This window comes from Cryobacterium soli (genome assembly GCF_003611035.1).
Taxonomy (GTDB): domain Bacteria; phylum Actinomycetota; class Actinomycetes; order Actinomycetales; family Microbacteriaceae; genus Cryobacterium; species Cryobacterium soli.
Genome location: NZ_CP030033.1, coordinates 608,893 through 625,848, shown reverse-complemented (window position 1 = coordinate 625,848; position 16,956 = coordinate 608,893). Strand labels below are relative to the sequence as shown.

Annotated in this window: 15 protein-coding genes; 11 read left to right on the top strand and 4 right to left on the bottom strand. The window is 70.8% G+C overall.

What is annotated here, in order from left to right; all coding sequences use genetic code 11:
- Positions 1-3 precede the first annotated feature (3 nt).
- Positions 4-276, bottom strand: coding sequence for a hypothetical protein (locus DOE79_RS02960; RefSeq protein WP_120337210.1), 273 nt, complete (start codon positions 274-276; stop codon positions 4-6).
- Positions 277-448: 172 nt separating this feature from the next.
- On the opposite strand from DOE79_RS02960, the gene gad reads away from it, so the two are divergent.
- The 4 genes from gad (at position 449) to DOE79_RS02940 (ending at position 6,736) form a co-directional block, all read left to right on the top strand.
- Entirely contained in the window at positions 449-1,825 is a 1,377-nt protein-coding gene (gene gad, locus DOE79_RS02955) for a glutamate decarboxylase (RefSeq protein WP_120337209.1), read from the top strand.
- Positions 1,826-1,983: 158 nt separating this feature from the next.
- Positions 1,984-2,874 carry an SDR family NAD(P)-dependent oxidoreductase gene (locus DOE79_RS02950; RefSeq protein ID WP_120337208.1) on the top strand — a complete coding sequence of 297 codons (891 nt, stop codon included), beginning with the start codon at positions 1,984-1,986 and terminating at the stop codon, positions 2,872-2,874.
- Positions 2,875-3,203: 329 nt separating this feature from the next.
- Entirely contained in the window at positions 3,204-5,423 is a 2,220-nt protein-coding gene (locus DOE79_RS02945; RefSeq protein WP_120337207.1) for a glycosyltransferase, read from the top strand.
- A complete protein-coding gene (locus DOE79_RS02940) occupies positions 5,420-6,736 on the top strand; it encodes a nucleotide disphospho-sugar-binding domain-containing protein (protein WP_120337206.1) in 1,317 nt (438 codons plus the stop codon). Before DOE79_RS02945 ends, DOE79_RS02940 begins: the two co-directional genes overlap by 4 nt.
- 89 nt (positions 6,737-6,825) lie before the next feature.
- Here DOE79_RS02940 and DOE79_RS02935 read toward each other — a convergent pair whose 3' ends face one another.
- Positions 6,826-7,341 carry a DUF2017 family protein gene (locus DOE79_RS02935; RefSeq protein ID WP_120337205.1) on the bottom strand — a complete coding sequence of 172 codons (516 nt, stop codon included), beginning with the start codon at positions 7,339-7,341 and terminating at the stop codon, positions 6,826-6,828.
- A gap of 82 nt (positions 7,342-7,423) precedes the next feature.
- The gene (gene clpS, locus DOE79_RS02930) at positions 7,424-7,708 is read right to left on the bottom strand and encodes an ATP-dependent Clp protease adapter ClpS (RefSeq protein ID WP_120337204.1); all 285 of its coding nucleotides are present in this window, start codon (positions 7,706-7,708) and stop codon (positions 7,424-7,426) included.
- A gap of 170 nt (positions 7,709-7,878) precedes the next feature.
- On the opposite strand from clpS, the gene DOE79_RS02925 reads away from it, so the two are divergent.
- Both DOE79_RS02925 and DOE79_RS02920 read left to right on the top strand, forming a co-directional pair.
- Entirely contained in the window at positions 7,879-8,703 is an 825-nt protein-coding gene (locus DOE79_RS02925) for an HNH endonuclease family protein (RefSeq protein ID WP_245977086.1), read from the top strand.
- 312 nt (positions 8,704-9,015) lie between these two features.
- Positions 9,016-9,663: a hypothetical protein gene (locus DOE79_RS02920; RefSeq protein WP_120337202.1), complete on the top strand. Its 648-nt coding sequence runs from the start codon at positions 9,016-9,018 to the stop codon at positions 9,661-9,663.
- A 96-nt stretch (positions 9,664-9,759) separates the two neighbouring features.
- Here DOE79_RS02920 and DOE79_RS02915 read toward each other — a convergent pair whose 3' ends face one another.
- Positions 9,760-10,476 carry a YoaK family protein gene (locus DOE79_RS02915; protein ID WP_342767944.1) on the bottom strand — a complete coding sequence of 239 codons (717 nt, stop codon included), beginning with the start codon at positions 10,474-10,476 and terminating at the stop codon, positions 9,760-9,762.
- A 219-nt stretch (positions 10,477-10,695) separates the two neighbouring features.
- Here DOE79_RS02915 and DOE79_RS02910 point away from each other — a divergent pair, with 219 nt between their 5' ends.
- The 5 genes from DOE79_RS02910 to DOE79_RS02890 all read left to right on the top strand — a co-directional run bounded on the left by DOE79_RS02910 (position 10,696) and on the right by DOE79_RS02890 (position 16,914).
- A complete protein-coding gene (locus tag DOE79_RS02910; RefSeq protein WP_120337201.1) occupies positions 10,696-11,778 on the top strand; it encodes an acetamidase/formamidase family protein in 1,083 nt (360 codons plus the stop codon).
- Positions 11,771-13,426, top strand: coding sequence for an AtzH-like domain-containing protein (locus tag DOE79_RS02905; RefSeq protein WP_120337200.1), 1,656 nt, complete (start codon positions 11,771-11,773; stop codon positions 13,424-13,426). The genes DOE79_RS02910 and DOE79_RS02905 overlap by 8 nt, the downstream gene beginning before the upstream one ends.
- A gap of 124 nt (positions 13,427-13,550) precedes the next feature.
- The gene (locus tag DOE79_RS02900) at positions 13,551-14,768 is read left to right on the top strand and encodes a pyridoxal-phosphate-dependent aminotransferase family protein (protein WP_120337199.1); all 1,218 of its coding nucleotides are present in this window, start codon (positions 13,551-13,553) and stop codon (positions 14,766-14,768) included.
- The gene (locus DOE79_RS02895; protein ID WP_120337198.1) at positions 14,765-16,072 is read left to right on the top strand and encodes an allantoate amidohydrolase; all 1,308 of its coding nucleotides are present in this window, start codon (positions 14,765-14,767) and stop codon (positions 16,070-16,072) included. The genes DOE79_RS02900 and DOE79_RS02895 overlap by 4 nt, the downstream gene beginning before the upstream one ends.
- Entirely contained in the window at positions 16,069-16,914 is an 846-nt protein-coding gene (locus DOE79_RS02890) for a MurR/RpiR family transcriptional regulator (RefSeq protein WP_236900867.1), read from the top strand. The genes DOE79_RS02895 and DOE79_RS02890 overlap by 4 nt, the downstream gene beginning before the upstream one ends.
- The last annotated feature ends 42 nt before the right edge of the window (positions 16,915-16,956 follow it).

Genomic DNA, 16,956 nt, shown 5'->3' with positions numbered 1-16,956 from the left:
GCCTCACCCCCAGTCGAGCGAGAGCACCCAGGTGCCGTCGGCGTCGTGGCGCAGATCGTAGCGGTGCTGCTCCTCGCCGCCGCGCGCGGCATCCACCCGCCAGAGTTCGGTGTCGATCCGGGTGGGGGTGCCCGCGTCCTCCCACCAGCGAGTGCGGGTGAAGACCGCCTGCGGCTGGCCGATGATGGTGTGTTCGAACCGGTCCCAGACGAAGGCCAGGGGGTCGCCGTCTGCGGAGAGTTCAACCTGCACCGCGGTGTCGATGATCTGGGGCATGGCAGCCTTTCGAAACTGGAATCTCGAACAAATGTTCGACAATCGGAGTGTACGTCACTCCTCCGACACACGCCAGCGGGCCTGGCCGGCCCAGCCGGATCGTGCAGGCCGGTCCGGTGAAGTTGACGGTTCGGGGTAGACCGGGCGGCGGGGTGGGGGCACTCTGGCTTGCATGTCGACGAATCCGGAGTTCCTCGAGGTCAACCCACTGTTCGCCCGGCCGGGGGAGGCCACTCTCGCCCCGCGGTACACGCTCGGCGACACCATGATGGGGCCGGACACGGCCTTCCAGATCATCCACGACGAGATCAAACTCGACGGCATCTCGAGACTCAACCTGGCCACCTTCGTGAGCACCTGGATGGACGACCAGGCCAGACGGCTATACAGCGAGTCCTTCGACAAGAACATGATCGACAAGGACGAGTACCCGCAGACGGCGGCCATCGAGGACTACTGCTGGCACATCATCGCCGACCTCTGGCACGCGCCCGAACCGCGCACCACCATCGGTACCTCCACGATCGGGTCGTCCGAGGCCTGCATGCTTGGCGGGCTGGCTTTCAAACGGCGCTGGCAGCAGGCCCGCCGCGCCGCCGGGCTCTCCACGGAGAAACCCAACCTGGTGATGAGCAGTGCCGTGCAGGTCTGCTGGGAGAAGTTCTGCAACTACTGGGACGTCGAGATGCGCCTGGTACCGGTGACGGACGCGCATCCGTGCCTGGACGGCCACGACCTGGCCGACTACGTCGACGAGAACACCATCGGGGTCGTCGCGATCATGGGGGTGACTTACACGGGCATCTACGAGCCGGTACAGGAGATCGCCGCGGCCCTCGACGAGATCCAGGCGCGCACTGGACTGGACGTGCCCATCCACGTGGATGCGGCATCCGGCGGCATGATCGCCCCGTTCCTGCAGCCGGACCTGGTGTGGGACTTCCGGTTGGAGCGGGTGCACTCGATCAGCACCTCGGCGCACAAATACGGCCTGGTCTACCCGGGTTTGGGCTGGGTGGTCTGGCGCAGCCCGGACCTGCTGCCGGAGGACCTGATCTTCCGGGTGAGCTACCTGGGCGGCGACATGCCGACCCTCGCGCTCAACTTCTCGCGGCCCGGGGCCCAGGTGCTGCTGCAGTACTACCTGTTCCTGCGACTCGGCTTCGAGGGCTACCGGCTGGTGCAACAGGCCTCCCAGGACGTGGCGATGTACCTCGCCAAGGGCATCGCGGAGCACGGTGCGTTCACCCTGGTGAGCGATGGTTCCGACATCCCGGTGTTCGCGTGGCGGTTGGCCGAGGGACACACCGACAAGTGGAACCTCTTCCATCTGTCCGACCGGTTGCGCGCGCGCGGCTGGCTGGTGCCCGCGTACCCGATGCCCGACGACCTCTCGGACCGCATCGTGCAGCGCATCGTGGTGCGGAACGGGTTGAGCCTCGACCTCGCGTCGCGGCTGCTGACTGCGATCAGCGAAGAGACCGCGTACCTCGACCGGCTGGACGGGCCGATGCCCGTTGAGGAACACCAGCCCGGCTTCACTCACTGACCCGGCGGGGCCGAACCTCGCACGTCGAGTTTCCGCGACAGAACCGTTGTGCCAGAGCCGCTCACTATCTGCGTCAACGGACCCCACTCCCAGCCGGTGCGGCGTAGCATTTTCTGTGGGGTGCGCTGAGTAGCAAGCAGCCCCGTTAGAAGGTACACATGACAATCGACAGCGAGGCCCAGGCCCAGGCCCAGATCCAGACCCAGGCGGAGTCCCCGACAGAGACACAGACTGCGACCTCGGCCGGACCGGTCGCCCAGGCCGCACGCGTCACGTCACCGGGTACGGTCAGCGCGACTGACGAGGAATCCACGCCCCCGGCTCCGGTGGCCCTCGTCACCGGAGCCGGCTCGATCATCGGTCGCGCCGTGGTCGCCCGGCTGCTGGAGAACGGCTACGCCGTGGCCGGAGTCGATACCAAGGAGACTGCGCTCCTGGGCGATCGGCACGTCGTGTCGGTGGGAGACATGGGTACCGAGCGCGACGCTCGCCTCGCCGTGTCCCACACCATCGAGACCTTCGGTCGGCTCGATGCAGCCGTGCTTCTGGCCGACATCGGAAGCTCCCGCACGCTGCAGATGCCCGGTTCCATCGCCGAGGGTGAGCATCTGCTGGCCCGCAACCTCAACAGCATCGCCCTGGGCATCCAGGCGGCCGTCGAGGGGTTCTCGCTCGACGGACACCGCAGCATCGTCGCGACGGCCTCCGTGGCCGGGTTGCTCGCGGATCCGGGAAACTGGGCCTATCACGCTTCGAAAATCGCGATGATCGACCTCGTGCGGTCGTCGGCGTTGACCTATGCCGCCCGCGACATCCGGATCAACAATGTGGCCTCTGGCCTGGTGCGGGCGGACCTCGGCGACGAGAACCTGTCCGACCAGATCTTCGGCCGGGATTTTTCGCGGCGTATCCCGCTCTGCCGGCTCGCGGATGCCCGCGAGGTCGCGTCGGTCATCGCCTTCCTGCTCTCGCCGGCGGCGTCGTACGTGACGGGAACGACCCTCGCGGTGGACGGCGGCCTGACGGCGTCGGCCGGGATCGTCTTCTGATTCCCGGCTGAGCTGGCGGCCGTGTGCCGGCCGTCCTACCGGCCGCATTCCCCGGCTGCATTCCCCGTCCCGAGCGAGCAACCTGCCAATGCCCTGATCAAATGGAAACGACCGCTCGCAGACCCGGGCAACGTGGCAGAATATCGCTCCGGGGCAGACTCTTGTCGGGACGGCTCCGAACACAAGACGTATCACTCGATCGACATGATCGATGATGTGAGAAACGACGGGTCACCACGGAGGGCAATGTTGCCACCCCGGTGCCTCACAACCGGCGCGGGCTCTGCTGCGCCCCATGATGGGCGGACCGCCGCCGAGAGGGAGACACCGTGGGAACTCACACGACGCTGGATTCGATACGACAGGCAGGCAGCATCCTGGCCGGTATCCGCTCTGCAGACGACCTCACCATCGCCGCGTCCCGCGACGGCGGTAACCGTGCCGTGCGGCTGCTCGCCCAGGCCGCCCTCGACCCGGCCGACCAGCTCACCGCCATCGCGGCCGTGCATGCCCTGGCCCAGGTGTTCGACGAGTCCGCCGACGATGTGCTCGTCTCGCTGCTCGAGCACGACTCGGCGTTCCTGCGCGAGCACGCCGCCTGGGCATTCGGCACCCGGCTGCCGCGCTTCGACGCCATCGCGGGGCTGTTCCGCATGGTGGTGGCCGGCGGCTTCTCCGGCATGATCGCCCAGCGCACCCTCGAGCAGTGGGCGGCCTCCGCGCCCGAGCACGTGGCCCTGGCCGCCGAGGGCGCCATGCTCGGCGTGGCCGAGCCGGCCGCCCGCGCCCGTCTCGTCGAGACGATCGGCCTCATCGGCGGCCGCATCCCGCAGCGGATGCTGCGCCGTATCGCGGCCGACCCCGCCGAGGCCCTCGACCCCCGGGCCGCGGCCGTCGCCGCCCTCGGCGACTTCCCGGCCACCGACGCCAACGTCGCCGTGGTGACCGACCTCGCCCGCGGCGACGACGACCTCGCCGACGTGGCCCGCCTCGCCTTGCTGGACCTCACCGTTCCCGCCTACCCGCGCGCGCCGTGGAGCAGCGGGCAGACCGTGGCCCAGCTGTTCCTGCACGCCGACATCGACCGTGAACTCAGCCAGGTCGGTTCGGGCGACAACGGCGGAATCGCCACCCTGCTGGTGCGCCTGGGCGACGCCCTCGTGGCCGGCGGCGGCGCGGCCTACTCCCCGGCCGGCCAGTTCGATGCTCACCCGCTCGACTCGGCACGGCTCGACCCCGACCGGCCCGGCACCAGCGTCGACCGCGTCCTCACCCTGTCGCGCGGCGGCCCCGCCGACGCCCTGGCCTGCCTGCCCGAGGTGAGCTCGACGCTCTCCGGGCACGCCTTCGCGACCGTCCCCTTCCTCGGGGCGCCCATCTCCTCGGCCGATGCCTGGCCGCGACGGGTGGCCGTGCAGCGCGGCATCCGCCGGATTCTGCGCGCCGCCGGCAGCGTTGACGTGCTGCACCTCCGGATGGCCGACGTGGGTACCCTCGCGGCCTCCTCCGTCGCCCGCGAGCTGGAGATCCCGGTGGTCTTCACGGTCGCCCCGGACCCGCACAGCGTGATCAACGCGATGGATGCCGCGGGCTCGCTCACCCGCGCCAACTTCGGCGCCGTCGACGAGGTCGAACACTTCTGGTTCCGGGCCCGGCTGGTGCAGCGGATCGCGGCCGACGCCGCGCACACCGTGCTCTTCCCGCGCCCCGAACTGGAGCGCGACATGCGCGAACTCGTGGGCATTGACATCACCGCGCATCCCGAGCGGCACTCCGTGGTCGCGGAGGGCATCGACCTGACCGTGATCGAGCGGTCGGTGTCCGCCGCGGTCGCGGCCGACCCGGCCGACTTCGCCGACCTCGACGCGCTACTGGCCACCCTGCCAGAGCACCGGCGGCAGCTGCCGCTCGCCGTCACCGTGGGCCGGCTGCACCGAGTGAAGGGAATGGCCACTCTCGTGCACGCCTGGGCCGACGACGCGGCCCTGCGTGAGCGGTGCAACCTGCTGATCGTGGGCGGCGACCTCGAGAACCCGTCGTTCGATGAACGCGGACAGCTGGAGCTGATCGGTACCGCGGTGCCCCTGGACGCCGCCGCCGACCACGGTCTGCTGCTCGCCGGACACCGGGCCAACGACGCTGTGGCCCGCTGGCTGGCCGCCGCCCGGTACGGCAGGCCCGGATTGGCCGCGCCGAACGGCGTCTACGTGTGCGCGAGTATGAAGGAGGAATTCGGCATAGCCCTGCTCGAGGCGATGGCGACGGGACTGACCGTCGTGGCGCCTGATGCGGGCGGACCGGCCACCTACGTGGAAGACGGCACCACAGGCATCCTGGTGAACACCGCCGACGCCGCCGAGCTCTCCGACGGCATCACCCAGGCACTCGATCTGGCAGCGGGCCCGTTCGGCGAGGAATTCGCCCAGCGCGCCGCCGACATGGTCGCCGGAACCTTCGCCATCCAGGCCATGGCCGGCACCCTTGCGGAGGTCTACCATTCGGTCGCCGAAGCGCAGCAGGCCCTCGACTGGGCATTGAGCGCCTCATGACCCTCCTGATCATCAGCCCCGACTATGCCTCGCACCTCTTCCCGCTCGCGACCCTCGGCACAGCCTGGCGCACAAACGGCGAACGCGTTGTGGTCGCCAGCGGGCCGGCCACGGCCGGCATCGTGGCGGACTTCGGCTTTGAACGGGTGAACCTGCAGCTGGGTCGGGGGTCCAACCCCGGCACTATCCGTGCCGAAGACCAGCCCACCGGCGAGGATGACGCCCTGCGCGGTTTCTTCGACGCCACCAGGGTGGGCCTGGTGGAAACCCTCCGGTTCCAGGCCGAGGCGCGCAGCAGCGACCTGCTCTGGAACCCGGTGGCCGTGGCCCGCGAAGTGCAGCGCATCGTGGCCGAGGTGCAGCCCGATCAGGTGATCGTGGACCACCTGGCCTTCAGCGCCCGGCTCGCCCTGATCAGTGCAGGGGTGCGGCACGCCGACGTCGTGCTCGGACATCCCACCGCCTTACCGGTGGGCGACGAGGTCTACGGCTATCCGTCGGCCTGGCCGGCCGCGTTCAGCCCCGACCCCCTCGAACTGGTGCAGCTACGGCAGCTCTGCGAGCGGGTGCGGGACGACTTCACGCTGCAGTGGAACGATGCCCTGTTGCAGCTGGACCCGGCCGCTCCGCCCAGCGGAGACGCCTTCACCGAAACCGGGGATGTGCTGCTGCTGAACTATCCGGCCGAGCTGCACGCGGAGGAGCGCACGGCGCTGCTGCCCGAACACGCCTTCCTCGGCTCCGCCGTGCGTTCGGAGGCCGACGACCCCGAGGTGTCCGCCTGGTTGGCCTCAGGTGACGACCGCCCGCTGGTGTACGTCAGCTTCGGCAGCTTCCTGTCGGTGCGCGGCGATGTCCTCGCCCGTGTGGCCGAGGCCCTGCGCGGCATCGATGTGCGAGTGGCGATCGCCGTCGGCTCCACCGCCGCGGCCGAGCTGGGCCCGCTGCCGGATTCCTGGCTGGTGCGCTCGTTCCTGCCCCAGGTGACGGTGCTCGGGCACGCGGCCCTGGCCGTGACACACGGCGGCAACAACTCGGTCACCGAGGCCATGACGGCCGGTGTGCCGTTGCTTGTGCTGCCATTCTCCACCGACCAGTTCGCCGGAGCCGCGGCTCTCGACGACGCCGGTTTCGGGCTTTCCCTCGACCCCAACACGGCCGGCCCGGATGCGCTGCGGCAGGCTGCCGTGGCCCTGCTGGGGTTGTCGGGCGAAACCCGGGAGCGGCTGCGGGCGCTCAGTGCGGCGCTGGCAGACGGCGCGGGACCGCAGCGCGCCTATGCGGCGCTGCAGACGGTGCCGCGCGCCGCCTGACCCGGCGCGGGACGCGTCGTGCACGTCGGCGCGTTCTCCGCGGGGGTCCTCCGCGGGCGTCCTCGGCGGCGAGTTGTAGCTGCCGAGTGCTAGGCGTCGATGGCGTACACCAGTGACTCCTGCACCATGCCGAGCCAGTCGTAGACCTCGCCCAGGAAGCCGCTCTGGTCGTCGTGTAGCCGGGGGATACCCCGGTCGTCGACCTGCAGGCGTTCGGCGATCACCAGCCTGAGGTCGGTGAGGGTGCGCAGCCACGACTGCACCGCCGCCGGTTCGAGCACGACGGGAACCGGAAGCGGGTCGTGCTCCGGCGCATCCGGCGGTTCGGCACCGAGCAGGGTGATAACCGAGCGGGCGTTGGCGATCTTGCCGTCGAGCAGGCCGTCGGCCGTGAACCGGCGGAACTCGGCGCTGGCCTCGGGGTCGTCGGGGTAGGCGGCGGGCAGGAGCCGGCTCACAGTGCCCAGGCTGAACGATGCGGGGTCGTCGGTGTCGATGCTCTCGAGCATCCGGATCAGCTGACCGGCGACCTGGCGGAGCAGGTCGGCTTCGACGGGTTCGAACATCGCCGAGACCGTGCCGGAGTCTTCGCGGCGGAAGTCCATCAGGCCACAGTCCGGCCGCGCGGGGGCAGCGTCATCGCCCGGCCCGAGCGTCGACCCGCACCCGGGTGGTCAGTCCCGGTGCTCACTCTTCGGCCCGGTCCAGTGTGGCCCAGAGGCCGTAGCCGTGCATGGCCTCCACGTGCCGTTCCATCGATTCCCGGTTGCCGGTGGCCACGATCGCGCGCCCGTTGTTGTGCACCTGCAGCATGAGGCGTTCCGCCTCGGCGGCCGGAACCCCGAAGTAGCTGCGGAAGACGTAGGCGACATAGGACATCAGGTTGACCGGGTCGTCCCAGACCACGGTGACCCAGGGCCGGTCCAGGGAGACGGCCTCTCGGGTGAGCAGTCTTTCGTCGGTTGTGGGCACACTTAAGCCTCACATGTGCGGGCCGAGAGTTCCACCACCCCATGGCAGGATGGGGACATCGTGAGACACCCGCAATGAGCCGCCGCCCCACCGTCAGTCCCCGCATCAGCCGACCTCGGCGCCGACCGCGCTGGAGTCGCCGCACCCCCAATCTGCTGATCACTTTGGTAGTGGCGATCGCCATCGCCTGGGCAGTCGGCTACGTTTCCACCGGCCAGGCCGCTCCCACCATCGGCTGGGACACCGGAGCGCGGCAGACCACCGCCCCGCCCACCGACGGCGGTCCTGCCTCCGGCACCACCGCGCCGGCTTCCACCGCGCCAGCGCCGGCCGCACCCGCGAACAGCGCGCCGACCTACTCCGGCACCGAGGCCCTCGCCCTGGTGGCGGCGCTGCCCGACGCCGTCTGGAGCGACGACGGCAGCTACGCGGGCAACCGCACGGCTCTGTTCGGCGATGCCTGGGCGTACGACTTCGACCAGAACGGCTGCGACACCCGCAACGACATCCTCACCCGCGATCTCGTGGCCGCAGACGTCGACCCGTCGACCTGCCGCGTGTACACGGGCACCCTCACCGACCCGTACACGGGCGAGACGATCGACTTCGTGCGCGGGCAGGACACCTCGGCCCTCGTGCAGATAGACCACCTGTTGCCGCTGAAGGCGGTCTACGCCACCGGGGGTGAGGCCTGGACGGCCGAGAAACGGCAGGCCCTGGCCAACGACCCGGTGAACCTGCTGGCGGTCAAGGGCACCGAGAACTCGTCGAAGTCCGATTCGCTGCCCAGCGACTGGCTACCGGGCTTCTACCCCGACGTCTCCGACCGGCACGACCTGGGTCAGCGCGTGGTCTGGGATGACCTGCCCGCCGACACGAGCCTGCAGTGCTGGTACATCGACAAGCTCGTTCCGGTCTTCGTGGCCTACGACCTCGGCGTCACCCCCGAAGACCGCGCCGCGATGACGGCCGTGCTGGAGACCTGCCCCGCCTGATCCCGCCCGCCGCCCCTGCCCCGTGCGCAACTCCTGCAATTTCGGCGGGAACAGCCTGAAACAGGCCGAATCGGTTGTTCCGCCGGAAATCTGCTGGAGTTATGCACGTGGGTGCGGCCACCTCTGGCGCCGACCTCACCGCAGGTGCACACTACCGGTATGCCAATCAGGTTGATCCGGCGCTCGGCGCTCCCTACTGCTGCGCCTCTGCAGTGCGCGGATGCATACACCCCGGCCACCTCTGCGCGGCAGGCGCTCGGCTGTGCCGGCCACGCGGCGCACGACGCCTGACCGGTCGACGGGAGCCTCCTCGTGATCTCGGCCCTGCACCTGATCATGATCGTGGCGGCGGCGTCGAGCCTGTGCTGTGTGCTCGGCAGCCGGCGCACCCGGTCGGTCACGGCCGTGGGTGGCACAGTGCTCATGGCCGCGGCCATGGCCGACCTCGCCCTCGGCCTGATCGGTCTGGCCCCGCTGGTGTGGACCACTCTCCTGATGGGCTGGGCGATGGTGGCTGCAGGTGCCGCCCGGTGGCGGGAGGGTCGCACGGCGATGGACCACGAGGCCGGCCCGGGCGGCGCCGTTCCGGCCGCCGCGTATCCTGCCACTGTCGTCCCGGCCGCCGCCGCTACGGCCACCGAGTCCCGGGCCGCTGTCACCACTGACGGACCTCGCCACCTGCACCTGCTGCACCAGCTCGGCCTGGTGGTGGTGGCCGGCCAGATCGCCCTGTGCGGCACCATGGCCGGAGGAACGGCCGCGTCACCGGGCCTGGGCGGCGGCATGACGCATCCGCACTCGGTGTCGATCTTCGTCGCCGTGGTGTGCGTCGCCGGGGCCCTCTTCGTGGTCGCGGCCGCTGCCATGGTGCTCGTCGGTCAGCGCAGCCGGCCGGAGCGCGGAACCCTGCTGAGCATGTCGGTTATGACGGCCGCCATGGCCGTGATGCCCTTCGGCTGACCATCACCCGCCCCGGCTGGGGCATAACTCTTGCAATTCTCGGCCGACGGGCCCGAAACGGCTGTTGTTCGGGCCCGGTGGGGAATCGAGCAGGATTTATGCAACCGGCGCTGGGGCGTGGTGGGGGCGGCCGGCCGCGTGGCCGATGGCGGTCACGGTGAGGGTGATCGCGGCGGTGAGGGCAATGCCCCAGCCGATGTGCACCATGAGCAGCAGGGCGCCCACGCCGGCGCCGGCCAGGATCAGCACGATGGCCGCCAGGCGTCGGAACCAGGGCTGGTTCTTGGCGCCGCCGAAGCGGGAATCGGCCGCGAAGCCTGTGATGGTGGAGGTGACGACCACGGTCGTGACGTCCTTCACCGCGATGTGGCGGGCCACGGCGGCCTGCAGGCCCATCACGGCGGCCAGGAAGCCGGTCACGAACAGGTCGAACGGCGCCGGCGGCTTGCCGCCCACGGCGAAGAGGATGATCGCGAGCGCGGCCATGATCACGCCGACAGCGCCGAACAGCGCGGTGGCTTCGGTGGTCCAACCGAACTTCACATGGCGCAGCACCCGGCCGCCGATCGCGGCCCCCACCATGAAGGTGAACAGGGCGATGAGCGGGCCCACCACGGGCAGGTCGTCGGCGCCGGCGATGGCCATGCCCAGGATCACGACGTTGCCGGTCATGTTGCCGGTGAACACCTTGTCGAGGCCGAGGTAACCCACGGCATCCGCCACGCCCGTGGAGAAGGTGAGGGCGAGCATCAGGCCCAGGTGCAGGTTGTCGGGCTTGCTGCGCAGGCGGTGGAGGACGGGGGTGGAGGCCACGAGTGGTCCTATCGGTGTGGACGCGCGAGCGTGCGAGATGGGTTCGGGGACGGGTGCCGGGGTGAGGTGCACCCGGGGCTGAACTGAGCCCGGTCGGGAATTGTCACGGTAGCGGCTGGTCGGAGCGGGCGCAAAACGGGCGCTACTCTCGACCAACGGGGATGCGCCGGCCGTCCGGCGCCGAACCGGTTCCCGACCCTCGATCCGAAAAGGCGTCCCATGCCATTCGACATCCTGCAGCCCGGCACCGGGCCCATCCGCGCCGCGCAGTATCTGCCCGCCACGCCCGACACCGTGTTGTGGGGGCGGCTGCCCTGTGCCACGGATGCGCCGGCACTCGTGATTGAGAGCGGCACCGATGTCACCATCGACACGATCAGCCACGAGGGTGTGCTCGAAGACCAGGGCCGTGACCCGGTGGCCTTCTTCGCCGGGCACGGAGTGGAACGAGCCGCCGTGCTCGACGACGCCGTGCTGCTGGCCGGTTCCTTCAGCCTGCGCGACCCCCGGGTGGACGGGCCGCACCTGGTCACCGGTCCGATCCACGTGCGCGGCGCCCGGCCTGGTGACCTGCTCAAGATGACCGTGCTCGAGGCCACCCCACGGGTGCCGTACGGCGTGATCTCCAACCGGCACGGGCGCGGCGCCCTGCCGGGCGAGTATCCGCTAGGCGACGGCAACGTGAGCGTGTTCGCGGCGCTGGAGGACGGCCCGGCGGGCCGGGTGGGTACCCTGCCGCTCGTGCCGGGTGGGGAACGGAGCGTGCACTTCCCGCTCCGGCCGTTCCTCGGCATCATGGGCGTCGCCGTCGCCGGTGACGAGCGCCCACATTCCGTGCCGCCCGGTTCGCATGGCGGCAACATCGACATCAACCTGCTCACCGTGGGCTCAGCGCTCTACCTGCCGGTTCAGGTGGAGGGCGCGCTGGCCTACGTGGGCGACCCGCACTTCGCCCAGGGCGACGGCGAGGTGGCCCTCACGGCCATGGAGGCGTCGCTGCGGGTGACCATCCGGTTCGACGTGGTGACGCAGGCCGATGCCCTGGCCGCGTTCGGCGAGCTGGTCGGGCCGCTGGCCGAGACGGCCGAGTTCCTGGTGCCCACCGGCATGGACGCCGACCTCGACGAGGCCGTGCGGAAATGCGTGCGCGCGGCGATCGACCTCCTTGCGGCGCGGTTCGGGATGGACCGCACCCTCGCCTACGCGTACCTGAGCGCGGCGACCGACTTCAACATCTCGCAGGTGGTCGACCTGGTCGCCGGCGTGCACGCGCGCATCCGGGTGGCGGACTTCGATGTCTGACCCGCGCACCACCGTTCACGGGACGGCCGTTGCCGGGCCCGCCGCCGTCACGCCCACGACCGTCACCGGTGAGCTGCCCGACGGACTGCTCGAGGCCTTCACCGGCTACGAGGACGCCCTCGCCCGGAACGACCTCGCCGCACTCGACGCCTACTTCGCGCCGGGGGAGAGCACCCTGCGCGGCGACGCCACCGGGCTGCTCGTGGGCCACGACGCGATCAGCGGGTTCCGCGGGGCGCGCAGCGGCACGCTCGCCCGCGGCATCCGCTCGCTGCACGTGCGGGTGATCGATCCGCGGCACGCCGTGATCGTGTCGGTGAACGCCCCGGATGCCGGCGGCGCCGGCCTGGTCACCCAGCTCTGGGTGCTGGGTGACTCGGACTCCTGGCGGGTGGAGGTGGCCCAGGTGGCCGCGCCGCCGGCGGCGGTCAACCCCACCGTGTGGCGTCTGGTGGGCACCCCCTTGGTGCCCGCGGCCACCGACACCGGCCCGCTCGCCGGCGAGATGGTTGCCGTGAAGGACCTCTTCGACCTCGCCGGCTTCACGGTGGGCGCCGGGAACCCGGCGTACCTCCGCGAGGCCACGCCCGCCACGGCCACCGCCCCGGCCGTCGCCGCGCTGCTCGGTGCCGGCGCGAGCGTGCGGGGTGTCGCCCAGACTGACGAATTCGCCTACAGCATCGCCGGCGACAACGAGCACTACGGCACCCCGCCCAACGTGCGGGTGCCCGGCGGACTGCCCGGCGGCTCGTCGAGCGGACCCGCCGCGGCCGTGGCCCTGGGCCAGGCCGGCATCGGGCTGGCCACGGACACCGCAGGCTCCATCCGGGTGCCCGCGTCGTACCAGGGGCTCTGGGGGCTGCGCAGCACCCACGACGCCGTCGACCGCACCGGCCTGCTGCCACTGGCACCGACCTTCGATACCGTCGGCTGGCTCACCCGCACCCCGGCCGTGCTGCGTGCCGCCGCGGCCGCGTCGCTCGATCCCGCCCGGCAGGTCGCCCTCGCACCGACGGCCGCCCCGACCGCAGCGCCGGCGGATGAACTGACGAATCCACCGGCCCGCTTTGCCGTGTCGACGGCGCTGGTCTTCGCCGCCGACGACGACGTACAGGCCGCTTTCGTGACAGGGCTGGACCGCCTCATCCGGGCCGGGCTGCTGCCCGAACCCGACCTCGTCGACGTGGGCGACCTCGCCGAGGCGCTGCGCATCTTCCGGGCGATCCAGACGGCAGAGGCGTGGAGATGCAACGGGGACTGGGTCACCGCGCACCCCGGCGCCCTCGGCGCCGCGGTCGCGAACCGGTTCGAGATCGCGTCCCGCACCGACCCGGCCGCCGAGGCCGAGGCTCGCGTCGCGATGGCCGCCGCCCGCGCCCGGTTGGACGCGGTGCTCGACGGACGCATCCTGCTGCTGCCCTCGGCGTCGTCGACGGCGCCGTCGCGGCACGCCAACGCGGCCACCATCGACGCGACCCGCACGGCGACGCTGACCATGACGAGCCTGGCCGGGATCGGCGGGTATCCGGCGCTGTCCGTGCCACTGTTCGAGGTTCACGGCAAGCCGGTGGGGCTCTGCCTGGTGGGTCCGCGGTACAGCGACCTCGCCCTCGTGGGTGTGGGGGCGGAATTGGCCGCGGGTGGGTAAGCGTGCGAAACATGGCTGAAACACCTGTTGCGTAAACTGGGGCTCTGAAACATCTGGTTCAGAATTGCCGAGGGGTGAAACAGCCATTTCCAGTCTTCCGATCAATCCGCCCTCGCGTCTGCTGATGGGCCCCGGCCCGGTGAACGCCGACCCGCGGGTGTTGCGCGCTATGTCGGCCCAACTCGTGGGCCAGTACGACCCGTCCATGACGGCGTACATGAACGAGACCATGGAGCTGTACCGGGGCGTCTTCAAGACCGCCAACGAGCAGACCCTGCTCATCGACGGCACCTCAAGGGCCGGCATAGAGGCGGCCCTGGTCTCGCTGATCAGCCCGGGCGACCGCGTGCTGGTCCCCATCTTCGGGCGCTTCGGCCACCTGCTGCGCGAGATCGCCGAACGGGCCGGGGCGGAGGTGCACGTGCGGGAGATCGAGTGGGGTACCGTGTTCACCCCCGCCCAGATCGAGCAGGCCATCCGCGAGACCAAGCCTGCGTTGCTGGCCATCGTGCACGGCGACACGTCCACCACCGTGGCCCAGCCACTCGACGAGCTCGGCGAGATCTGCGCCAGGCACGGCGTGCTGTTCTACACCGACGTCACCGCATCGCTGGCCGGCAACACCTTCGAGGCGGATGCCTGGGGCCTGGACGCCGTGACCGCCGGCCTGCAGAAATGCCTGGGCGGTCCCTCCGGCTCTGCGCCGGCCACCTTCTCCCCACGTGCGGTCGACGTGATCAACGCCCGCAAGAGCATCGAAGCGGGCATCCGCGAGGCCGGTGACGCCGTGAGCGCGCACCCGATCCGCTCCAACTACTTCGACCTGTCGATGATCTTCGACTACTGGGGTCCGAAGCGGCTCAACCACCACACCGAGGCCACCACCATGCTCTACGGCGCCCGCGAATGCGCGCGGCTGCTCGTGGACGAGGGTGTCGACAGTGCCGTGGAGCGGCACCGGCTGCACGGCGCCGCCATGCTCGCGGGGGTGCAGGGCCTGGGCCTGACCATCTTCGGTGACCTGGAGCACCGGATGAACAACGTCGTCGCCGTGCACATCCCTGATGGCGTGACCGGCGACACCGTGCGCGGTGAGCTGCTGAACGACTTCGGTATCGAGATCGGCACGTCGTTCGGTCCGCTGCACGGCAAGGTCTGGCGCATCGGCGCCATGGGCTACAACGCCCGCAAGGACACCGTGCTCACAACCCTGGCCGCCCTCGAGCAGGTGCTGCGCCGCGCCGGTGCTGCCGTGACCGGCGGTGGCGGGGTCGGCGCCGCCTACGAGGTCTACCAGGACGCGGCCCGCGCCGCATCCGTTGCGGAGACCGGGCCAGCATGAGCGGTCCGGGGGTCAGCGCGGGCCTGAACGGGAGAGCGCGCACCGGCGCGGCCACCGTGCTGGAGCGTTGCGACGAGCTAGCCGGGTATTCGAGCCTGCCCGACGGCCTGATCGAGCGGGTCTACCTCTCGCCCGAGCACACCGCGGTGAACGCCCTCGCCGCCGGCTGGATGCGTGAGGCCGGCATGACCAGCTGGCAGGACGCCGCGGGCAACCAGTGCGGCCGCCTCGAGGGGGCCACACCCGGCCTGCCCGCGCTGCTGCTCGGTTCGCACCTGGACACCGTGCCGTCTGCCGGGCGGTACGACGGCATCCTCGGCGTGCTCACGGCCATCGCCGTGGTGGAACGGATCGCGTCCAGCGGCCGCAGCCTGCCGTTCGCCCTGGAGGTCGTGGCCTTCGGCGATGAGGAGGGCACCCGGTTCGGCACCGCTCTGCTGGGCAGTCGCGCCTTGGCCGGAACCTGGTTGGACGCCTGGTGGGAGCTCACCGACGAGGCCGGCACGACCCTGCACGACGCATTCGGCGCGTTCGGTCTGGACCCGGCCGCCATCGGCGCCGCCGCCCGCACCTCGAACGAGGTCATCGGCTACCTCGAGGCGCATATCGAGCAGGGCCCGGTGCTCGAGGAGCACGACCAGCCGCTCGGCATCGTCTCCTCGATCGCCGGCGCCCGACGCTTCCAGATCACCATCACCGGCAAGGCCGGTCACTCGGGCACACCGTGGACGCACCGCCGGGACGCCCTCGCGGGGGCCAGCGAGGCCATCGTGGCCATCGAGAAGCTGGCCCGCGCCGCGGACCTGATCGCCACGGTGGGCCACCTCGAGGTGTTCCCCGACGCCGTCAACGTGATCGCCGGCCGGGTCGAGTTCAGTCTCGACCTGCGCGGCCGGTTCGACGCCGACCGCGACCGGGCCTGGCAGCAGATCGAGTCCCTGCTGGAGGAGATCTGCGCGACCCGCGGCCTGCACGTGGCGGTCGACCAGACCCATGCGGCGCCCGCCGCGCACTGCAGCGACCGGCTGCGCGGGGTCATCGCCGCCGGCATCCGGGCCACGGATGCGTCGGCCGAGAACCCCGAACCGCGTGAGCTGTTGTCGATGGCGGGGCACGACGCCATGGCCGTCGCCCAGATCACCGAGATCGGCATGCTGTTCGTGCGCTGTGCCGGGGGAGTGAGCCACCACCCCGACGAGTCGGTCACCGAGGCGGACGTGGGCCGGGCCCTGGACGCCTTCGAGGCGGCCGTGCTCGAGCTGGCGGCGCATCATGATGCCGGACAGCACGAGGCACAGGCATGACCATGAACATCGGGCAGCGCATCGACGGCCGGTACGGCGAGCTGTCCCCGCAGGAACAGCGCGCCGCGGACTTCATCCTCGACCACATGAGCGATCTCGCCGTGTACAACGCGTCGGAGCTGGCCCGCCTCAGCGGGGTGTCCAAGGCCACGGTCTCGCGGCTGTTCCGCCGTCTCGGTTTCCAGGACTCGGCCGAGGTGCGCGAGCACGCCAGGGCCCTCCGCAGTCTGGGGGCCCCGCTCGGCGGTCCAGGGGCATCCGCCGGTACGCCCTCGCGGCTGGCGGCGCACGCCGAGGCCGAACACGACAACCTGCGGCGCCTGCTGCTGACCCTGGAGGACGGCCGGTTGGACGCCGCCGCCCGGCTGGTGCACTCGGCCCAGAACGTGGTGATCGTGGGGCTGCGCAACAGCTACCCGCTGGCCCTGCACCTGCGCCAGCAGCTCGTGCAGGCCCGCGACCACGTGCGGCTGGCGCCCCTGCCCGGGCAGTCGCTCGGCGAGGAACTCGCGGGGCTCGGGCCGCGCGACGTGGTGGTGTTGATGGGCTTTCGCCGGCGGGTGGCCGGATTCGGCGACATTGTGGCCGCGATCCGCCGCCGCGACGTGCCGCTGGTGCTGATCGCGGACTCCTCGGCGCGCAAGTACTCCGACCAGGCCACGCACTGGCTCGAATGCCCGGTCGACTCGGTCTCCGCGTTCGACAGCTACGCCACCGCGATGAGCCTGGTGAACCTGCTCGCCACCGGAGCGATGGGCGCGCAGGTGCGCGAGAGCCGCACCCGGATCGCGGCGATCACCAGCGTCTACGAGGACCTCGACGAACTCGAAGCGCCGTGGTGACGTGCACCGGGTGAGATCGTGAGGCCGGCGCAGCATGACCGA